This is a genomic window from Paenibacillus typhae (assembly GCF_900099765.1).
In the GTDB taxonomy this organism is placed as follows: domain Bacteria; phylum Bacillota; class Bacilli; order Paenibacillales; family Paenibacillaceae; genus Paenibacillus_AQ; species Paenibacillus_AQ typhae.
In genome coordinates, this window is sequence record NZ_FNDX01000070.1 from 1 (window position 1) to 17799 (window position 17799).

The following is a 17799-nucleotide window of genomic DNA, read 5'->3' on the forward strand; positions in this document are numbered from 1 at the left end:
CACCAACTAGCTAATGCGCCGCAGGCCCATCCCTTATCAGCAGATTGCTCCGCCTTTTATCCTTCCCTCAGGCGAGGAAAGGGATTATCCGGTATTAGCTACCGTTTCCGGTAGTTATCCCAGGCTAAGGGGCAGGTTGCCTACGTGTTACTCACCCGTCCGCCGCTAAGCTTATCCCGAAGAATAAACTCCGCTCGACTTGCATGTATTAGGCACGCCGCCAGCGTTCGTCCTGAGCCAGGATCAAACTCTCCAATAAGGTTTTTCCGGGCGGTCACTCCACCCGAATCACTCCAAGGAAATAACCATCCGAAAACTATCGAAAAGAGCGATTCGCTCATTTTGAAACTGACGATTCATTTAATGAATCTTGTAAAAATTAACGCGTTCCATTTGTTCAGTTTTCAAAGAACTTGCTTCCGGCATTCAACATTCGTTTTCGCGACCGGAATTAGATCATATCATGTTTCTTTGTTTCTTGTCAACTTATTTTTTCTAAGCCCGTTTGCTCGGCGTCGATGTCTCATAAGCACAAGAGATAATATATCATGCCGTTAAAATGAATGCAAGCTTTTTTTACAAAATAACTTTCAAGCACATTTACATCAGCTGCTCAGCATAATTTGATTCCCGGATGCCCTAAGAGTGGCTACAATAGAACCTGTACTGCTTCTGCAGAAATCCTCTTATTATTTTCCTATGGAAGTATGGAAAGGAGTTTCAATGAATACTAACGTCAGGCAGGGCGTTCCTGCACCTGCTCTTGAGACCAAGGAGCAGCGCAATCAACAGCAGGCCACTATATACAGGATTCTGCTGGCCATCAGCTTTGTTCATCTTTTTAACGATTCCATTCAGGCGGTAATCCCGGCGCTGTTCCCTACGCTTAAGGATAATCTGCTCCTGTCATTCACCCAGATCGGCTGGCTCGCCTTTGCCTTGAATATTACCTCATCCCTGATTCAGCCGGTGATCGGGTTTGCCGCTGACCGTAAACCCAGACCTATACTGCTGCCGCTCGGCATGTGCTGTACATTTGCAGGGGTTTTTCTTCTGGCCTTTGCTGACAGCTATCCTCTGGTGATCATCTCTATTATATTTGTTGGACTGGGATCCGCCGCTTTCCACCCTGAAGGTATGAGAGTGGCGCATATGGCGGCAGGACAGCGTAAAGGTCTCTCACAGTCGATCTTTCAGGTCGGCGGAAACGCGGGGCAGGCTCTGGGTCCTCTGTTGAACTACGGAGTATTCATTCCTTTCGGGCAGATCGGGGCGCTCGGGTTCACTCTTTTTGCCGCCGCCGGAATTGTTATTCAGACTTATGTCGCCCGGTGGTACCGCGGAATGCTGAATGCCGGGTATACGTTCCGCAAGAAATCCTCAACAGGCACCATTGACCCTGCACGCCGCAAAGCGGTATTTATGGCCACCGTTATTCTGGTGTTTATTGTATTCGTACGTTCCTGGTACGGGGCTTCGATCGGGGGATATTATGCTTTCTATCTAATGGATCATTACGGCATGGAACTTGATAGCGCCCAAATATATATCTTTTTGTATCTGGCTGCGGGAGCGGTTGGCACCTTTTTTGGGGGACCGCTTGCTGACCGTTTCGGACGCCGTAATCTCATTCTGCTCTCTATGGTAGGTACAGTGCCGCTCGCCCTTATTCTTCCGTTCGCCAATGCCTTTTGGGCAGCTGTGCTGCTGATTATCTCCGGTTTTGTACTGCTGTCCAGCTTTTCAGTAACCGTAGTCTACGCACAGATGCTGTATCCGGGAAATATCGGTACCGTTTCAGGTCTGATTACCGGACTGGCTTTTGGTCTTGGCGGCATCGGCTCCTTGGTCATCGGCAAACTGATAGATCACACCGATATTACCACTGTGTTTGTAGCCTGCGGCTTCCTGCCGCTGCTCGGACTGGTCGCACTCCTGCTTCCGGGTGACAAGAAGCTGGAGCAATGGGCCGCTGAATAACATTTCGCCTTGCAAAATCCAAATTTTCTAAACTGCCCAACCTTCTCCAGACAAGAGCAGGCTGGGCTTTTTAATCCCTTTTCCCGGATTTTCGAATGTACAGCTCAACATAAAAGGGAGATTATTCAACGGCGTATTTTTGCGGTACAATTAATTAATTCAAACTTGAACTAACTGGTGGCTTCGAACGCTGAAGGAGGAATATCCATTGAGAAAGATGCTGGCTAATATCCGGAAAGGATACGGCAAGAAGCTTGTTTCGATTCACCGGTGGAACGCCTGGCTTGTACTGTTTCTGGCGGTGAGCGGATTGCTGCTGGTGGGCGGCTTTTGGCGCGAGGTATTGGGTGAGGGCAGAGTATGGCTGAAATGGGCACACATTGTCCTTGGGCTGGCGCTGCTTATTCCCGTTATCTATTATCTGCTGCTTGCCGCCAAGCACTGGAAAAGGCTGGACGGGAAAACGGGACAAAAGACAAATGTTATCTTTGTACTTGTCCTCCTTATCGGCTGGCTTGCATCAGGGATTGTGCTATGGCAGTTCAGGCTTGCTGGACCAAGAGCAGCGAATGCGGCGCTTTGGATTCATGACCTGCTCACCTGGGTCGGACTGCCCGTTATCATCTATCATTCCATTACGCGGGTGAAATGGCTCAAGGAGCCCCGGAAACGTTCAATCGTTGCAGAAACACGAAGTCCTGCTGGCTCCGGCACTATAACGGATATAAAGCAGCCCGCAGCCGTCAGTACTCCCCAGCCTGTATACACACGGCGCGGCTTCATCAAGCTTGCAGTCGGGGCAGGCCTGGCCGTTACCGTCGGCCCGACCTTTGTCCGGTGGATCGGCAAGTCTCTCCAGCTGCCCGGCACTGCAGATTATGCGGCCGATAACGCCAATACCCTTATTCCCGATCCTGTGCCGCTGGCTGATTCTTCTCCGCCCATCGGCGGCGGTGCAGAGGGCAGCTTCCGGGTATACACGGTAACCGATATTCCGGCATTTGATAACTCGAACTGGTCCTTTACGATTGATGGACTGGTTGACCAACCGTTCACCTGGACCTGGGAAGAGTTCGTTAAGCTGCAGCGCGAGGTGCAGGTCAGTGATTTTCACTGTGTGACCGGCTGGTCTGTATATAAAAACACATGGGAGGGCCTCCCTTTATCCAAGCTGCTGGATATGGCAGGAGTAAAAAAGGAAGCTGTAATGGTCAAGCTGTATTCCGGCGACGGCGTCTACACTGATTCCCTGACATTGCCGCAGGCCCGCATGGAAGATGTAATGGTAGCAGTAATGCATGACGGCTTGCCGATTCCGAATCAGCTCGGGGGACCGGTGCGGCTGGTGACTCCGCAGATGTACGCCTACAAATCGGTTAAATGGCTCAACCGGATTGAATTAATTGCCGAAGATCACGTCGGATACTGGGAACAGCGAGGATACGATAAGGACGCCTGGCTGCCCGGTGCCAGACGGGTATGACGCAAGGATTATAGACCGGACGCAAGTAGCCTCTGCTCCCTGTAAAGGGCAGAGGCTACTTGCGTTTTCCGTAACACTTAATTTGATTCAAAGACTCTTGAAGGAGGCGTCGTACAGCCGGAACATTGTTTTGTAGCCTGATTCGTCAATCTTGATGCCCACATCCAGACGCCCCGTTATCTCAAGGGGGCCGGAAGTATAACGGAGCTTGTCGCCTCCGGGCACAAAAACAATCATGATTTTGTTCCAGTAGGTTTCATCCCCGTTATCGAAGGGGCATTCTGCCCCCGGCTCGGGAATAAGCAGAAACCAGTTCTTTTCAAAGGAAAGGACCTCACCCATAAAGCCCTTTATTTTGACCTTGCTGCCGCTAAGGTCCCAGAAATGCTCTGAGGGCCGCGTCTGGTCACTGCCATCAAAGAAACCGTTCCAGTCAATAGAGGCAAGCCCTGCATGGGCCCCCTCTGTCGGGATAGCAGCTGCTACCTGAGAAGGGCTTGCTGATGGAACAGGTGCAGAATGACCTGGCTGCTCCACGCCACCGCTACCACTCTCGCCAGCACCAGTGCTCTTTGGCTGCGTCACAGGCGCAGGTGCTGGTGTAACTGGAATAGAGCCGCCGGGCTGCCGGACAGGCTTCGGTGTAACAGCTGCAGCCGAAGACGGACGAACCGACGGCTCGGATGTCCCCGGAACGGCGTTATCAGCTGCCGCCGCTCCGGGCTTGCCGCTCTGCCGGTCAGCTATAACACCTGCTGGTTCTGCGTTCGGTGCTGCCGATTCCTTCTGCCGGACTACGTCACCATCACCGGAATTACCGGGAGCAGGGGAGCTGCTTACGGCCGGCAGGGCTGTAGCAGATAGCCGTTCTGCCGGAGGCGCAGCTGAGGCCTCCGCTGTTGCGGCCTGCATCTGCACAACCGGACTCGCTTGTGCAGATGCAGGTATGCCTGATTGAGCCGGAACTTCCGCTACCGCAGCAAAGGATTCCCCTTCCCCATCAGCCGCCGTATTCTGCCCGCATGCCTGGAGCAGCAGCATGCCCAGCAATGCTGCCAGCGCGGGGAACAGCCTTTTCTGTAATCGTATCAAATGGGTGTACCTCCTATGATTTGAACAGTGCAAGCGGATGCATCCGGTACATCCGGAACGCCGGGCCGAGAGAGGACAGCAGACCAATGGCAATAGCGCCTAATGCAATCAGCCAGTGCTCCGGTGTCCAGTGGTAGGGCTGAATCTGGATGCCCGCTTGTGCGAACAGCGCATCCTTCAGCAGGTAAGCGCCAAGATGACCGAGCAGCAGGCCGGCGATCAGCCCGGTGGCCGTAACCAGCAGGCCTTCACAGGTCAAGGTCAGCCATACATAACCCCTTGATTTACCCAGAAGACGCAATAGTCCGACATCCTTGGTACGTTCACCGGCTGCGGCAATCAGCGATAATAAGATCGAAATCCCGGCCAGCAGCACACAAATTGCCGTTAGCACACCGAGCAGCCTGGAGCCTTGATCCACTGCATTCAATACATCGGATACGGCCTTGCTTGTGTATACTGCCTGGACTCCGTCAGAACCGTCAAGCTCCTGCTTCAGGTTGTGGGCTCCAAGCAGACTTGCCGGCTTTACTAATACTGCTGTAATCTCCCTGTCTTCTGGCGCAAGTCCATGCACAGCCCAGGCGTAGTCTACCGTTGTAAATACGGCACGGTCATCCGGGGTATGGAGCTCAGGAAGGATACCGGTTACGGTGTAGCGGAAGCTGCCGTGGGCGTGATCTTCATCATGCCCTTCTCCATGCTCTTCTCCATGCTCTTCATGTTCTTCACCATGCTCAGCCTCCGCAGATTCAAGGCCTTCCTCCTGTACAAGTCCGTGCGCTCCCGAAAAGGTGTCTCCTACCTTCAGCCCCAGCGACTTGGCAACATATGAACCGACAATGGTGTCACCGGTATGGGCATACATGGAGCCTTCCTGCAATCTGGCACCGCCGTATCTTGTAAAGAAGTACCCTGACTCCAGCCCTACGATCGGAAACCCCTTATAGTTGTCTCCCGTTGTCATCGCATACGCTTCAGCCACAGACTGATCCTGTTTGGCCTGATCCAAAGCGGCAAGCGGAATATTTCCGGTAGGGGCACCGATATGGTAAAAGGTATTGAGCACCAGCTGAGTTTCACTGCCCGCCGCTCCGATGACAAGGTCAAAAGGGCCGTAGCCCTTTTTGGCCCCCTGTTCCACACTTTCACGGGACAAGGTAAGCAGTACAATAAAACCTACGGTTACGGCAACAGCGCAGACAGTGAGCAGAGACAGGAAACGCCGGTGCAGCACGTTGCGCAGCGTCAGTCTGAACAGGCTCATACTGTTGCTCCCTCCCTTATCCCAGAGCTGTGCCGCTGCAGCGGCATTGCTTCCCGGCGGACGGTGTTCACATCCTGAATATTCAGGCAATGCGGAAAACGGCCCGCCATATTGAGGTCATGGGTGACAACGATCAGCGTATGTCCGTGCGCAATGCTGAGCTCAAGCAAAAGAGCGGATATTTCATCCGCGGTCTCCCAGTCCAGGCTCCCGGTAGGCTCATCAGCCAGCAGAAGCGGAGGCTGATTCACCAGCGCCCGGACAATGGCTATCCGCTGCTGCTGGCCGCGCGACAGCTGGGAAGGCCGGTGCTGGCTGCGGTCCGCAAGTCCTACCTGCTCCAGCCAGCCGTCCACGACACGTCTGCGCTCCTTGGATGTGAGCCTTGCAGTCATCGCAATCTCGATATTCTGCCGTGCCGTCAGGGACGGAATCAGATGAAAGTCCTGCAGCACATAGCCGATGCGGGAAGCACGGAAAGCATCACGTTTGGCCTCCGCCAGCTCGTGAAGCGGCTGGCCGTCCACTATAATGCTGCCGCTGTCCGCCCGGAGGATTCCGCTGACCAGGTGCAAAAGCGTGCTTTTACCGGACCCGCTGGGTCCGGTAATCGCTACACGCTCTCCTTTTTCCACATTCCACTCAGGGATATCCAGAATCGGCACCGGTCTTCCGTCAACCTTGAACTGTTTTTTTACCTCCCGAATCTGAAGCACCCGGTCACACTCCTATCTCAGGACAAGCCGTTCGGACAATGCATCCCATTTCAGGGTTGTACCTGTCAGCTGATTGAATGCCGTGAGCGGGAGGTACAGTACGCCATTATCAACATCTACTGTATATGCCGCCGCCTTGCCGTTAAGCTTGGCTGTTTTGTCTGTCAGGCTGACATCAATGGTATTGTTCTTCAGCGCCAGTCTCGCGGCGGAGGCATCGCCTTTATACGTCCCTCCAAGCGCTTTGGCCAAAGCTTCGGCCGGATAGAGCACTTCGTTGTCGCGGCTGATTTTAAACTTAGGATACAGATATTTGGACTGCAGCTCAGCTGAACGCTTGTTGAGGTCCAGACCCAGAATACCGGCACCTGCTGTGGCAATCTGCGTATTGTCCACCTGGCCCTTTACCTTGTCCGCGATCGGCCCGTATGCCCAGACTCCGACATCTACCGCCGAGTGCCCGTGACCGGACCAGCCGACGAGCAGGCGTTTGGAAATGACCGCGTTGTACGCACCTTCGCGTTTGTACGAGGAGCCGTCCCCATTCATAATCTGGGTAACCTCTTCATCAGTAAGATCCGTAATCCAGGTATTTGTTGTTACAATACTGCGGATTTCTTCCGGTGTCTGCGCTGCTTCAAGAGCCGCCGCCAGGCTTTCGGAGGAATGCTTCTGCTTATTCCACAGATCAATATTGATCTCATAAATGTTATCGCGTGAAAGGGACAGGCCGCCTGTCTCATGATCTGCTGTGACTACGACGGAGGTGTTACCGTTTTTCTTGGCAAAATCAATCGCTGTCTTAAATGCGGCGTCGAAGTCGAGCGCCTCCTGGACGAGCGTCGGCAGATCGTTGGCATGACCGGCATGGTCAATACGTCCGCCTTCAATCATCATGACAAAGCCATCCTTGTCGGTTGATAAAATATTCAGCGCCTTGGAGGTCATGGCTGCAAGACTCGGTGTTTCTGCCGTCCGGTCCGGAACATAAGCTACATGAGAGCTGCCGAACAGTCCGAGCACCTTGGTATTTTTGGAGGTGAGCGCGTTTAAAGCAGATGCATTCTCAACCACAGTGTAACCCTTGGCTTTGAAGTCAGGGATAAGGCTCTTGTCCGTACGCTTGCCCTTCTCTTCCTTCGTTACAAAAAACTGCTTTCCGCCGCCCATCAGCACATCCACACCGCTCTCCAGATACTGCGAGGCAATTGCCGATTCATTATCTCGGTTGCGGACATGGGAGGCATAAACGGCTGGTGTAGCGTGGGTGATACGCGCCGTGGTTACGAGTCCTGTTGCTTTGCCCGTACTTTCGGCAGCTTCAATGATGGAGGCAAAGGGCCTGGATACATCCTCATTGGATACGCTGATGCCTGCGTTGTAGGTTTTGTGTCCTGTGGCAAAGGCCGTACCGGCTGAAGCGGAGTCCGTAACGATACCGGATACAATCTTCCCGCCGTCTTCACCGCGGTCTGCATATGTAGTAGCCTGTCCTACGTAATAAGGATCGATATTCAGATGACTGATACCCTTGGTGTACTGCTGAAAATATCTTGCCGCCGAAATCTGGGCCGGGCCCATACCGTCGCCAATCAGCACGATAAGATTTTTGGACTTAGCGTTTGCCGCTCCCCCTGTGTTCGTTGTCCCCTGCGCTGCTCCGGCAAGTGTTGCCCCTGAAACTACAGCTGCTGCCAATCCTCCAAAAAAGATGCCCTTCATCAGCTTGTTCATTGTATACCCTTCCTCCTTATGGTGATTCTTACCATAGCTTAGCTCGGAAAGGTTAACCAATTGTCAAAATAAGTAATCGGTTGTATTAAATTATCATTTGTTCATATATTTCTTGCTGCTTTTCATGCAGGGAAAGGTAGCGTTTGTAAAAAAAAAGAGCCCTGCATCCCCCTGCTTAACAGTGGGATTACAGGACTCAATGGTTCTGCTATTTTTCCGGTTGGTTTAAAGCTGCTTACAGCTCCAGCAGTCGGATCAGCTCTTCTTCATCCTCGATGACCTGAATGCCGAGCTGCTGGGCTTTGGCCAGCTTGCTGCCTGCCTTTCCGCCGGCAATGACCAGATCTGTCTTCTTGGATACGCTGCCGGACACCTTGGCTCCCAGTGCCTCCAGCCGCTCGGCCGCCTCCTCGCGGGTCAGCTTCTGCAGGGAACCGGTCAGGACAACCGTCTTGCCGCTGAAGAAGGAATCGGTACTGACCTGGCGCGGCGCTTCCGGCGCTTTGGCCTGCACACCCAGCTCCAGCATACGGTTAATGCCCACCACTACAAAAGGATCCGCGAAGAAGCTCACGATGCTCTCCGCCACAATTCCGCCGATATCCGGCAGACCGGACAGCTCTTCGGCGGTTGCGTTCATAACAGCCTCCAGGCTGCGGTAATGCTCGGCCAGCATCCGGGTGGTTGCCTTGCCTGTGTTCGGAATGCCCAGCGCGTAGAGGAAGGATGCGAGATCCCGGCCCTTGCTCTCCTCAAGCGCTTTGAGCAGATTATCGGCCTTCTTCTCGCCGAAGCGGTCCAGCTTGACCAGCTGTTCAAAGGTCAGCTCGTATAAATCAGCCGGCTCCCGCACATTCAGCTCCTCATGCAGCTGGCCGGCGGTTTTTTCGCTGAAGGTCTCTATGTCCATCGCATCCCGGGAGGCGAAATGGGTGATCCGGCTGACAATCTGCGGCTTGCAGTCCAGCTTGTTGTTGCAGAACAGATGCGCTCCGCGCATTTCCAGCGGGAAGCCGCAGGCAGGACAGCTCTCAGGGAAAATAATCTCCCCGCCGTCACTCTCTTCGGTTACCTTGCCGAGAATTTCCGGAATGACATCATTGGAGCGGCGGATGAAGACGCGGGTTCCCAGCGCATGCTTGAGGTTTTTGCGTTCGATGTCGCCAATATTATTAAGGGTGCAGTTCTGCACGGTAACGCCGGCAAGCTCTACGGCTTCGACACGGGCCAGTGGAGTCACCTTGCCGGTGCGCCCCACATTCCAGCTGACCGATTCCAGAATGGTCGTCGTTTCTTCCGCCTCGAACTTGTAAGCTACCGCCCAGCGCGGGAACTTATCCGTGTAGCCCAATGCTTCGCGGATCCGGAAGTCCGTTACCTTGATAACTGCACCGTCAATGAGGTAATCCAGACCGGCACGCTGCTCTTCAATCTCCGCCAGCTGCTCGGTCACGTCATCGAATCTATCGAAATAGGTAAGATAAGGATTCACCTTAAACTGGTTGGTCCGCAGAAAATCCATCATCTGCTGATGATCGGCAAACTGCACGCCTTCGGCATAACCCACGTTATAAAAGAAAGCGTTCAGCCTGCGCTCTGCAGTCGTCTTCGGATTCAGGTTGCGCAGTGCCCCCGCAGCCCCGTTGCGCGCATTCTTCAGCGGCTCGGCTGCCCGTGTATTGTAATCTGCCAGCACCGACAGATTCATAATCCCTTCACCCTGGACTTCGATCAGCCCTTCCTTAAAGGGAATAGTGAGCGGCACCGACTTGATCGTCTTGACTTGGGCAAGGATGCCTTCACCGGTTACCCCGTTGCCCCGGGTTGCAGCCTGGACCAGCCTGCCGTCCTGATAGGTCAGATTAAGCGTCAATCCGTCGAATTTCAGCTCCACCGCATAGCAGGGCTCAGGCAGCGGGTTGTCCGGATTTTTGGTGTTATAGTCATTCACCAGCTTCAGTACACGGGCATTCCAGCTCCGCAGCTGTTCAATATTCTGTGCCTTATCCAGGCTCCACAGGGGAGCAAGGTGCCGGTGCGGGGTGAAGCCCTTCAGCAGTTCACCTCCAACCCGCTGAGTCGGGGAGTCAGGAAGCACAAGGCCGCTCTCTGCCTCAAGCTGAACAAGCTTGTCGTAAAGCACATCATACTCCTTGTCGCTGACTAACGGGGCATCCAGGGTGTAATAGTGATAATTGTATTTATTCAGCTCAGCAACAAGCTCTTCCATGGTATGCATAACGTCCATCCGGGCATATCCCTCCGTTATAAGGATTGTATCTTATCTAAATAGATTGAACTAATGATTTTTATGTTTGGGATAGCCGTGACTCCAGAGAATATTTGGACTTCCGGCCGCTGTTGTCTGCAGATTTCTTCAATTATACCGCTGTTCGCGGTTGAAATCCGCAGACAAGGCGGTCGCTACCGCTCCTCCAGTTCCAAAATTCCCCTCCGCCACTTTCCCCTTAACTTAACTTAACTTACAAGTTCAATCTATATAGCAAGAGAACGACACTTCTATATCTCTTTATTTTCCATAATCGCTTGTGCTAACCCTGCCGGTTACTCGACTTTGGTAATCGGTGCGAATCCGGCAAGCAGCCGCTTCACGCCAACCGGCGCCGGAAAAGCAATCTGCAGCTCCGTATCGTTGCCGGTGCCCTTCACGGACACAATGGTGCCGGTGCCCCATTTGCCGTGGGCCACCTTGTCGCCGGCCTTGAATTCACCGGCCGCCGCCGCAGCCCCTCCCGTAGCGCGCTGCGCGCCGCTGCCGGTCGTCACCGTAACGCGTCCTGTCCCCGGGACAGCGGACGCGGTACTGCCGCCCAGGCTGGCGCTTTGCCCGCCAGCCGGCGAAGTGCCGGCGCCGCCTGTGGCGCGGCCGCCGAAGTTCCCCCGGCCGCCGCCGCCGAAGCCGCGGCCGCCATAGGCACCGCCTACCTCCGCGCCTCCGCGCCGGAAGCGGTCCGATTCACGGACGGTGTCTTCCTTCAGCTCCTCCGGAATCTCCTCCAGGAAGCGGGACGGCGGGTTGGCCGTCGTCCGCCCGAACAGCGTGCGCATTCTTGCACAGCTGAGGAACAGCTGCTTCTCTGCGCGCGTAATGCCTACGTACGCCAGCCGGCGTTCCTCTTCCAGTTCATCATTGTCCTGGAAGGCACGGCTGTGCGGGAACACGCCCTCCTCCATGCCGATGATGAATACCGTCGGGAACTCCAGACCTTTGGCGCTGTGCATCGTCATCAGCACAACCGCATCGCTGCGGTCCTCTTCGTCGTTGTTCATGCTGTCAATATCCGCGATCAGCGCCAGATCCGTCAGGAAGGAGACCAGCGACTTGTCTTCATTATTCTTCTCAAACTCCATCGTCACGGACAGGAACTCGTCAATATTTTCCAGCCGGGCGCGGGATTCCAGCGTATTCTCATTTTGCAGCTCCAGCCGGTACTGGGACAGCTCCAATATTTTCTCGGTAAGCTCGGTCACAGACAGGAACTCCACCATCCGGTGCAGCGCTTCAATCATGTCATAGAATTCTACCAGCGCATTGCGCGTCCGGCCGGCAAAGCCGAGATCATCCACTGTCTGCAGCACCCGGAAAATCGAGACATTGCGTTCTGCCGCCGCCACAGCCAGCTTGCCAAGAGTAGTATCCCCGAGTCCGCGCTTAGGCACATTGATAATGCGCGCCAGGCTGATATCATCATCCGGGTTGGATAAGAGACGCAGATAGGCGAGCAGGTCCTTGATTTCTTTACGGTCGTAGAACTTGATCCCGCCGACAATCTGGTACGGAATATCCGATTTGATCAGAATTTCTTCTATTACACGGGACTGGGCATTGGTACGGTACAGAATGGCATGATTCTGGTACGCCTGTCCCTGCTTGACGTTCTTGCTGATCTCTCCGGTGACGAAGTACCCCTCATCATGCTCGCTGTCGCCGCGGAATACCTTGATCTTGGGCCCCTCCTCCGAATCCGTCCATAGCTTCTTCGGTTTACGGCCTGTATTCAGGGCGATAACGCCGTTGGCTGCATTCAGAATGTTCGAGGTCGAGCGGTAGTTCTGCTCCAGCAGAATGGTGGTTGCTTCCGGATAGTCCTCTTCAAAATTCAGAATGTTCGTAATATCCGCTCCGCGCCAGCGGTAAATCGACTGGTCGCTGTCCCCGACCACACAGATCCGGTGGTGGCCGTCGGCCAGCATCCGGCAGAGCATGTACTGCGCACGGTTCGTATCCTGATACTCATCGACATGAATGTACTTGAATTTCTTCTGGTAGAAATCCAGCACCTCAGGAACTTCCTTAAACAGCTGGATCGTCTTCATAATGAGGTCATCGAAATCCAGCGAGTTGTTGCTTCTGAGCCGCTGCTGGTACTTGGTGTATACTTTTGCCACAAGGCCTTCAAAATAATCGCCGATCTTCTGCTCATACTGCACCGGTGTTACGAGTTCATTCTTCGCCGTACTGATGACTGCCTGTACTGCCTTCGGCTCAAATTTCTTGGTGTCGATGTTCAGATCCTTCATGCAGTTGCGGATAACAGACAGCTGGTCGGAAGAATCAAGAATGGAAAAATTCGAGGTGAAGCCGATCCGTTCAATATCCTTGCGCAGAATACGCACACACATGGAGTGGAAGGTGGATACCCAGATATCCCGCCCCTCCTCGCCTACCAGCTTGGAGACACGCTCCTGCATCTCGCGGGCCGCCTTATTCGTAAAAGTTATCGCCAGAATCGCCCACGGCGGGGCTAAACGGTTCGCAATCAGCCAGGCGATCCGGTGGGTAAGCACCCGGGTCTTGCCGCTGCCCGCTCCGGCCATAATCAAAAGCGGCCCTTCAGTCGTTTCTACAGCCTTACGCTGCGGAGGATTGAGCCGGCTTACGGCATCCTGTATATTAATAAGTTGCATGGGTGGCATGCTCCTTTCAAATAGTTGTCTTCAGTGTCTTCTTAACGGCCTGCACAGTAAGCAGCGCCTGCTGTACATCACGGTATATAATATTGCCGACAACGACAGTATCGCTAAGAGCTGCTGCCTGTTCAGCCTCAGCTGCGCCGGTAATACCGCCGCCATAAAAAAGCTGGCTGTGCTCTACCGACTCTCTCACTTCCCGGACAACGTCCATATCGCCAAACATTCCACTGTATTCAAGGTAAACGACCGGAAGCCCCATCAGCTTGTCTGCAATTTCCGCATATGCAGCTGCGGCACGGGCGCTTAACCTGCTGTCTGCGTTTGTCAGCCTGGCCACAGAGGAATCTTCATTTAATACAATGTATCCTTCCGTCAGCACCATTTCCCACGGGATCAGACTGCCAAAGCGCTCTATGGCTCTGCGGTGATGACCGAGAATCCAGTCCGTGTCCGGTGTATTCAGCACCATGGGTATCATGTATACATCAAAACCAGGGACAGCTGCCTCAAGCTCGGAAACCTCCAGCGCACAGGGGAGCTCATAGCTCCGCAGCCTTGAGAGCAGTCCGGCGGTATTCTCATAGGTCAGTCCGGTAGAGCCTCCTACCAGAATGGCATCGGTTCCGGACCGGCAAATGGCATCCAGTTCCCTATCCCCGAGCTCGCGGTCCGGGTCCAGCTTAAATACATGCCGCCACGGCTGTATAAATTGCCGCATTTCATTCATCCGTCGTCCATCCTTACCCTTCAAAAATACGAACGTTTTTTCGCTTTTTAATTATAGTATATAACCGTCTGTTCACCAAGCTCATTTGGCAAAAATACGGCTGGAATTTATACCTCTATCTCCCTCAATGTAGACTCATCCGCTTTTTCAGCGTACACCCCGCATCCGGCTTAAGTCCTCCTCAGAGACAAAATCCGTATAAAAGCCGTCTACACCCATCCGGGACAGCTTCGTGATCTCCTCTTCATCGTTAACAGTATGCACATAGACGCGTGCTCCGGCTTGCTTGAGCTTACGGACGAAGCTCTTGGTCGCTCTAGTTACCGGCATCGTAATCTCCACACCGGTCTCCCGGGCAAACTCAACTACTTGTTCGTCGCTGTCGTAGGACTGATATAATGTAAAAATCACTTCAGGAAATGCATAGACCTTCCTCACCACATCAAGCATATCACGGCTGTAGATCTGAGGCACAATCCGTGAGAGCAGCGCAGGGTCCTTGCGGTTAGCCGCTTCAACAATGTGTTCAAACTGCCTGGTTACGAGCTCCGGCTCAAGCTCCTTCGTATCGGTCACAATGTAGGCATCCGGATAAGCAACCAGCAGATCCATAATTTTGTCGATATCGAGCGGAGAGTAGAGCGTCAGGATCGGGCTGTCCATCACTTCCTCGTAGCTGAGCACGACACCCTGCCTGGCGGCCGGAAGCACCTCCAGCTGACCCAGCAGCCGGCTCATATTGCCGGTCCATTCATGGCGGGCAACCAGCCTATCATCGGTAGTGAGCAGCAGATCCGCTTCAAACACGCGTGTACCCTGCTCGTAGTTGGCAACAAAAGCATCAAGCGTATTCGTATACGTATGATTATTAATTCCGCCCATCGCATGGGCAATAACCTTATGGGCAGCAAAACCGGCAGCCGGCTCCTCCTTCTGGGGCCATAATGTAATCACAAGCAGCAGGCTGAGGGCAGCAGCCATGATGAGATATGCAGTCCATTTTCTTTTATCCATGTAGTAGGGTTCCTTTGCATTAATCAGAGTAGAAAAAGCAAAAACGGCTGTGGCCTTATAGCAAGGATGGCAACCGTTTCTATGGAATCGTTATAAAATTAATAGGCATTTTTGAAGCCGTTGCGGATCGTCCGGAAAATAATGCGGATATCGAACAGCAGCGACCAGTTCTCGATATAAAAGATGTCATGCTTGATCCGGTCCTCGATCGAGGTATCCCCGCGCAGACCGTTGCTCTGTGCCCACCCGGTAATCCCCGGACGCACATGATGCTTGACCATATACTTGGGAATCTCGCCGCGGAACTGCTCCACATAATACGGACGCTCCGGGCGCGGGCCCACCACACTCATCTGGCCGAACAGCACGTTAAAAAACTGCGGAAGCTCATCCAGGCTTGTTCTGCGGATAAACGTCCCGAACCGGGTGCGGCGCGGATCATCTTTGGTGCTCCAGCCTGTGTCCACTTCAGCATCGGTCTGCATCTTCATCGAACGGAATTTATACATCATGAAATTGCGGCGGTTAAGCCCCACCCGCTCCTGCTTAAAGATGACCGGTCCCGGCGATGTAATTCGCACACCCAGTGCCACAATCAGCATAACCGGAGACAGCATAACGATGGCGAACAGCGAAAAGACAATATCAAACGCCCGTTTGGCCAGCCGGTTACCGGCCATATCCAGCGGAATATCACGCACGTTAATCATTGGCATTCCTGCAAAATTATCGAAGTACGGCCGTGCCGGCAGGTAGTCGAAGAAATCAGGGATGATCAGCGTCCGCACACCCGCCTTTTCGCAGGCAGCAATGATGGCAGGATATTTAGAATGGGCATCCAGCGGCAGGGCCAGAATCACCTCATCCACCGGAAGCATATCAAGGATACCGGACAGCTCATCCACTGTTCCCAGAATCGGTTTGTAGCGCTGCTCCTCGATCCCGTCCCACTTATGGAAGTCATCCAGAAAGCCAATGGTTTCATAGCCGAGCTCCGGGTACTGGACCAGGTTATTATAAAATCTTCTGCCCAGCGAGCCTGCGCCGATAATCAGCACGAACTGGCGGTTATGGCCTTTTTCACGCAAGGATTTCAGCATTGTCTTGAGCACATAGCGGTACAGCATAATGGACAAAATATTAAAGCCCATATAAATAGCCAGGTATTGGCGGGAAACGTCAATTTCCTTCAGAAAGAACATTACACCAAGCAGGATGAAGATGGCCATCACATGCACCTGGAAGATCTTCAGAAATTCATCCACAAAACGCTTCTTGCGCTTCGGCAGATAAAGAGAGAGTACAATCCCGATCAGTACAGAAATTGCACCGTACATGATGCTCCAATAAGCATAAGATTCCACCGGGAGCGTATTATAGGACTCCAGCCAGCCGCTGCGGAACTTCAGCCACCAGGCTGCCAGAAAGGACAGCTGGATTACCAGAAAGTCAGCAACCATGTACAGCTGGGTCAAAAACTTCTGATTACGGCGGATCATAATCTCACCTCGGCCTTCGGTTCAACTTGTGGTCCCGCTTCTGCGGAAGCTGTAAGACTCTGTGCCGGAGTGGATACCGGACGCGGCGCCCGCAGGGCATTAACGGCAAGGGACAGCATAAACTTGACAGCAACTCCGGCATATACCGTTCCGTTAATTATACTGCTATACTGCCTGCTATAATGCTTGCGGTGGAATAAGATCATCGCCCTGTGAAACTCATACACGATCTTGAACGGTCTGCGCCGGGCGCTTCCGCCCTTCAGATGAATGATAGAAGTCTGCGGATAATAATAAATCCCCCAGCCCGCTTCTTTTATCCGGTAGCACCAGTCCAGGTCCTCACCGTACATAAAAAAGGTCTCATCCAGCCCGCCTACTCTATCAATCGTTTCCCGCCGGACCAGCATGAACGCCCCAACAAGGCAATCAACGGGATACGCCTTATCTGGGTCCAGGTATCCTAACTGGTAACCGTTGAATCTGGGTTTGTCCGGGAACAGCCTGCTGAAGCCAAAAGCATAATAAAAAGAGGCCGCTGGTGTCGGGAACCCTCTCTTGCAGGCCTTATCGAGCGAGCCATCCGGCAGAATCACCTTGCAGCCCGAAGCCCCCAAATCAGGACGGGTATCCATAAAAGAAACCATTGTCTCCAGCGTATCCCTGCGGATCACCGTATCCGAGTTCAGCAGCAGCACATAACGTCCGGATGCGACCTCCATCCCCTGGTTGTTACCGCGCGCAAACCCCACATTTTCCTTGTTCGCAATCAGCGTTACACCCGGAAATTCCCTGCTAATCTTCTCAACTGAATCATCATGCGAGTTATTATCTATTAATATAATCTCATAGGAAAAGTTCGTATCGGACTCATACACCGACCTGATACAGTCCATCGTCAGGCGGCAGGTGTTGTAATTGAGAATTAAAATACTTACATCTACATTCACTTCACTACGCTCCTGACAAATATAGTAATCTATCGACAACATTATAACATAAAAACCTCCCTGATAGGCAGTTGGTCATACCCCTGTCAAGTAGACAGATAAAAAAAGCTAAGCAGCCAGCGCGTGCCGATACTCAATTGGTGCGCGCTGTTTGAGTTTCGCCTGGAACCGCTGGTAGTTATAGAAGTAGATATATTCCTCGACGGCTTGATGAATTTCGGCTTCTGACTTACACTGGTGAAGGTACAACTTCTCTGTCTTGAGGTGCGAAAAAAAGGATTCGATGCACGCATTATCCAGGCAGGTTGCTTTGCGAGAGTGGCTGCCTTTAACGCCGAATTCCTCTAATCGTGTGTTGTACGCCTGAGACGTGTACTGAAAGCCTTGGTCCGAATGGAGCAC

13 protein-coding genes and 1 rRNA gene are annotated in these 17799 nt (G+C 53.2%); 2 read left to right on the forward strand and 12 right to left on the reverse strand.

Going from position 1 to position 17799, the window contains the following annotated elements; all coding sequences use genetic code 11:
• Window positions 1-259 (reverse strand): 16S ribosomal RNA (locus BLR64_RS29015); the annotation flags it as partial.
• A 464-nt stretch (window positions 260-723) separates the two neighbouring features.
• Between BLR64_RS29015 and BLR64_RS29020 the strand changes: the two genes are divergently transcribed.
• Entirely contained in the window at window positions 724-1980 is a 1257-nt protein-coding gene (locus tag BLR64_RS29020; RefSeq protein WP_090720113.1) for an MFS transporter, read from the forward strand.
• Window positions 1981-2188: 208 nt separating this feature from the next.
• Window positions 2189-3463, forward strand: coding sequence for a molybdopterin-dependent oxidoreductase (locus tag BLR64_RS29025; RefSeq protein ID WP_090720094.1), 1275 nt, complete (start codon window positions 2189-2191; stop codon window positions 3461-3463).
• 87 nt (window positions 3464-3550) lie between these two features.
• Here the strand turns inward: BLR64_RS29025 and BLR64_RS29030 are convergent, their stop codons facing one another.
• From BLR64_RS29030 to BLR64_RS29080, 11 genes are all read right to left on the reverse strand, one after another.
• Window positions 3551-4555 carry a hypothetical protein gene (locus tag BLR64_RS29030; protein WP_244157876.1) on the reverse strand — a complete coding sequence of 335 codons (1005 nt, stop codon included), beginning with the start codon at window positions 4553-4555 and terminating at the stop codon, window positions 3551-3553.
• Window positions 4556-4568: 13 nt separating this feature from the next.
• Window positions 4569-5822 (reverse strand): ABC transporter permease, encoded by a 1254-nt coding sequence (locus BLR64_RS29035; protein WP_090720096.1) that lies wholly within the window; start codon window positions 5820-5822, stop codon window positions 4569-4571.
• The gene (locus BLR64_RS29040) at window positions 5819-6538 is read right to left on the reverse strand and encodes an ABC transporter ATP-binding protein (protein ID WP_090720098.1); all 720 of its coding nucleotides are present in this window, start codon (window positions 6536-6538) and stop codon (window positions 5819-5821) included. Before BLR64_RS29040 ends, BLR64_RS29035 begins: the two co-directional genes overlap by 4 nt.
• A gap of 12 nt (window positions 6539-6550) precedes the next feature.
• Window positions 6551-8272 (reverse strand): alkaline phosphatase, encoded by a 1722-nt coding sequence (locus tag BLR64_RS29045; protein WP_090720100.1) that lies wholly within the window; start codon window positions 8270-8272, stop codon window positions 6551-6553.
• Between the two features lie 235 nt (window positions 8273-8507).
• Window positions 8508-10520, reverse strand: a complete 2013-nt coding sequence (ligA, locus tag BLR64_RS29050) for an NAD-dependent DNA ligase LigA (protein ID WP_090720102.1) — start codon at window positions 10518-10520, stop codon at window positions 8508-8510.
• A 317-nt stretch (window positions 10521-10837) separates the two neighbouring features.
• Complete coding sequence (pcrA, locus tag BLR64_RS29055) at window positions 10838-13201, reverse strand: DNA helicase PcrA (RefSeq protein WP_090720105.1); 2364 nt, start codon at window positions 13199-13201, stop codon at window positions 10838-10840.
• Window positions 13202-13217: 16 nt separating this feature from the next.
• Window positions 13218-13925, reverse strand: a complete 708-nt coding sequence (gene pcrB / locus BLR64_RS29060) for a heptaprenylglyceryl phosphate synthase (protein ID WP_090720117.1) — start codon at window positions 13923-13925, stop codon at window positions 13218-13220.
• 156 nt (window positions 13926-14081) lie between these two features.
• The gene (locus tag BLR64_RS29065) at window positions 14082-14948 is read right to left on the reverse strand and encodes a phosphatidylinositol-specific phospholipase C/glycerophosphodiester phosphodiesterase family protein (protein WP_090720107.1); all 867 of its coding nucleotides are present in this window, start codon (window positions 14946-14948) and stop codon (window positions 14082-14084) included.
• A gap of 98 nt (window positions 14949-15046) precedes the next feature.
• Complete coding sequence (locus BLR64_RS29070; RefSeq protein ID WP_090720109.1) at window positions 15047-16447, reverse strand: undecaprenyl-phosphate glucose phosphotransferase; 1401 nt, start codon at window positions 16445-16447, stop codon at window positions 15047-15049.
• Window positions 16444-17397: a glycosyltransferase family 2 protein gene (locus tag BLR64_RS29075; RefSeq protein ID WP_279615495.1), complete on the reverse strand. Its 954-nt coding sequence runs from the start codon at window positions 17395-17397 to the stop codon at window positions 16444-16446. The genes BLR64_RS29070 and BLR64_RS29075 overlap by 4 nt, the downstream gene beginning before the upstream one ends.
• Window positions 17398-17505: 108 nt before the next feature.
• Window positions 17506-17799: IS3 family transposase (locus BLR64_RS29080; protein WP_167360661.1), on the reverse strand; the 294-nt coding region annotated here is incomplete at its 5' end.

Coding starts and splice junctions, on each gene's coding strand:
- ligA (WP_090720102.1), bottom strand. CDS start 10,520: ATGGACGTTATGCATACCATGGAAGAGCTTGTTGCTGAGCTGAATAAA.
- BLR64_RS29070 (WP_090720109.1), bottom strand. CDS start 16,447: ATGATCCGCCGTAATCAGAAGTTTTTGACCCAGCTGTACATGGTTGCT.
- BLR64_RS29035 (WP_090720096.1), bottom strand. CDS start 5,822: ATGAGCCTGTTCAGACTGACGCTGCGCAACGTGCTGCACCGGCGTTTC.
- BLR64_RS29020 (WP_090720113.1), top strand. CDS start 724: ATGAATACTAACGTCAGGCAGGGCGTTCCTGCACCTGCTCTTGAGACC.
- BLR64_RS29045 (WP_090720100.1), bottom strand. CDS start 8,272: ATGAACAAGCTGATGAAGGGCATCTTTTTTGGAGGATTGGCAGCAGCT.
- pcrA (WP_090720105.1), bottom strand. CDS start 13,201: ATGCAACTTATTAATATACAGGATGCCGTAAGCCGGCTCAATCCTCCG.
- BLR64_RS29065 (WP_090720107.1), bottom strand. CDS start 14,948: ATGGATAAAAGAAAATGGACTGCATATCTCATCATGGCTGCTGCCCTC.
- pcrB (WP_090720117.1), bottom strand. CDS start 13,925: ATGCGGCAATTTATACAGCCGTGGCGGCATGTATTTAAGCTGGACCCG.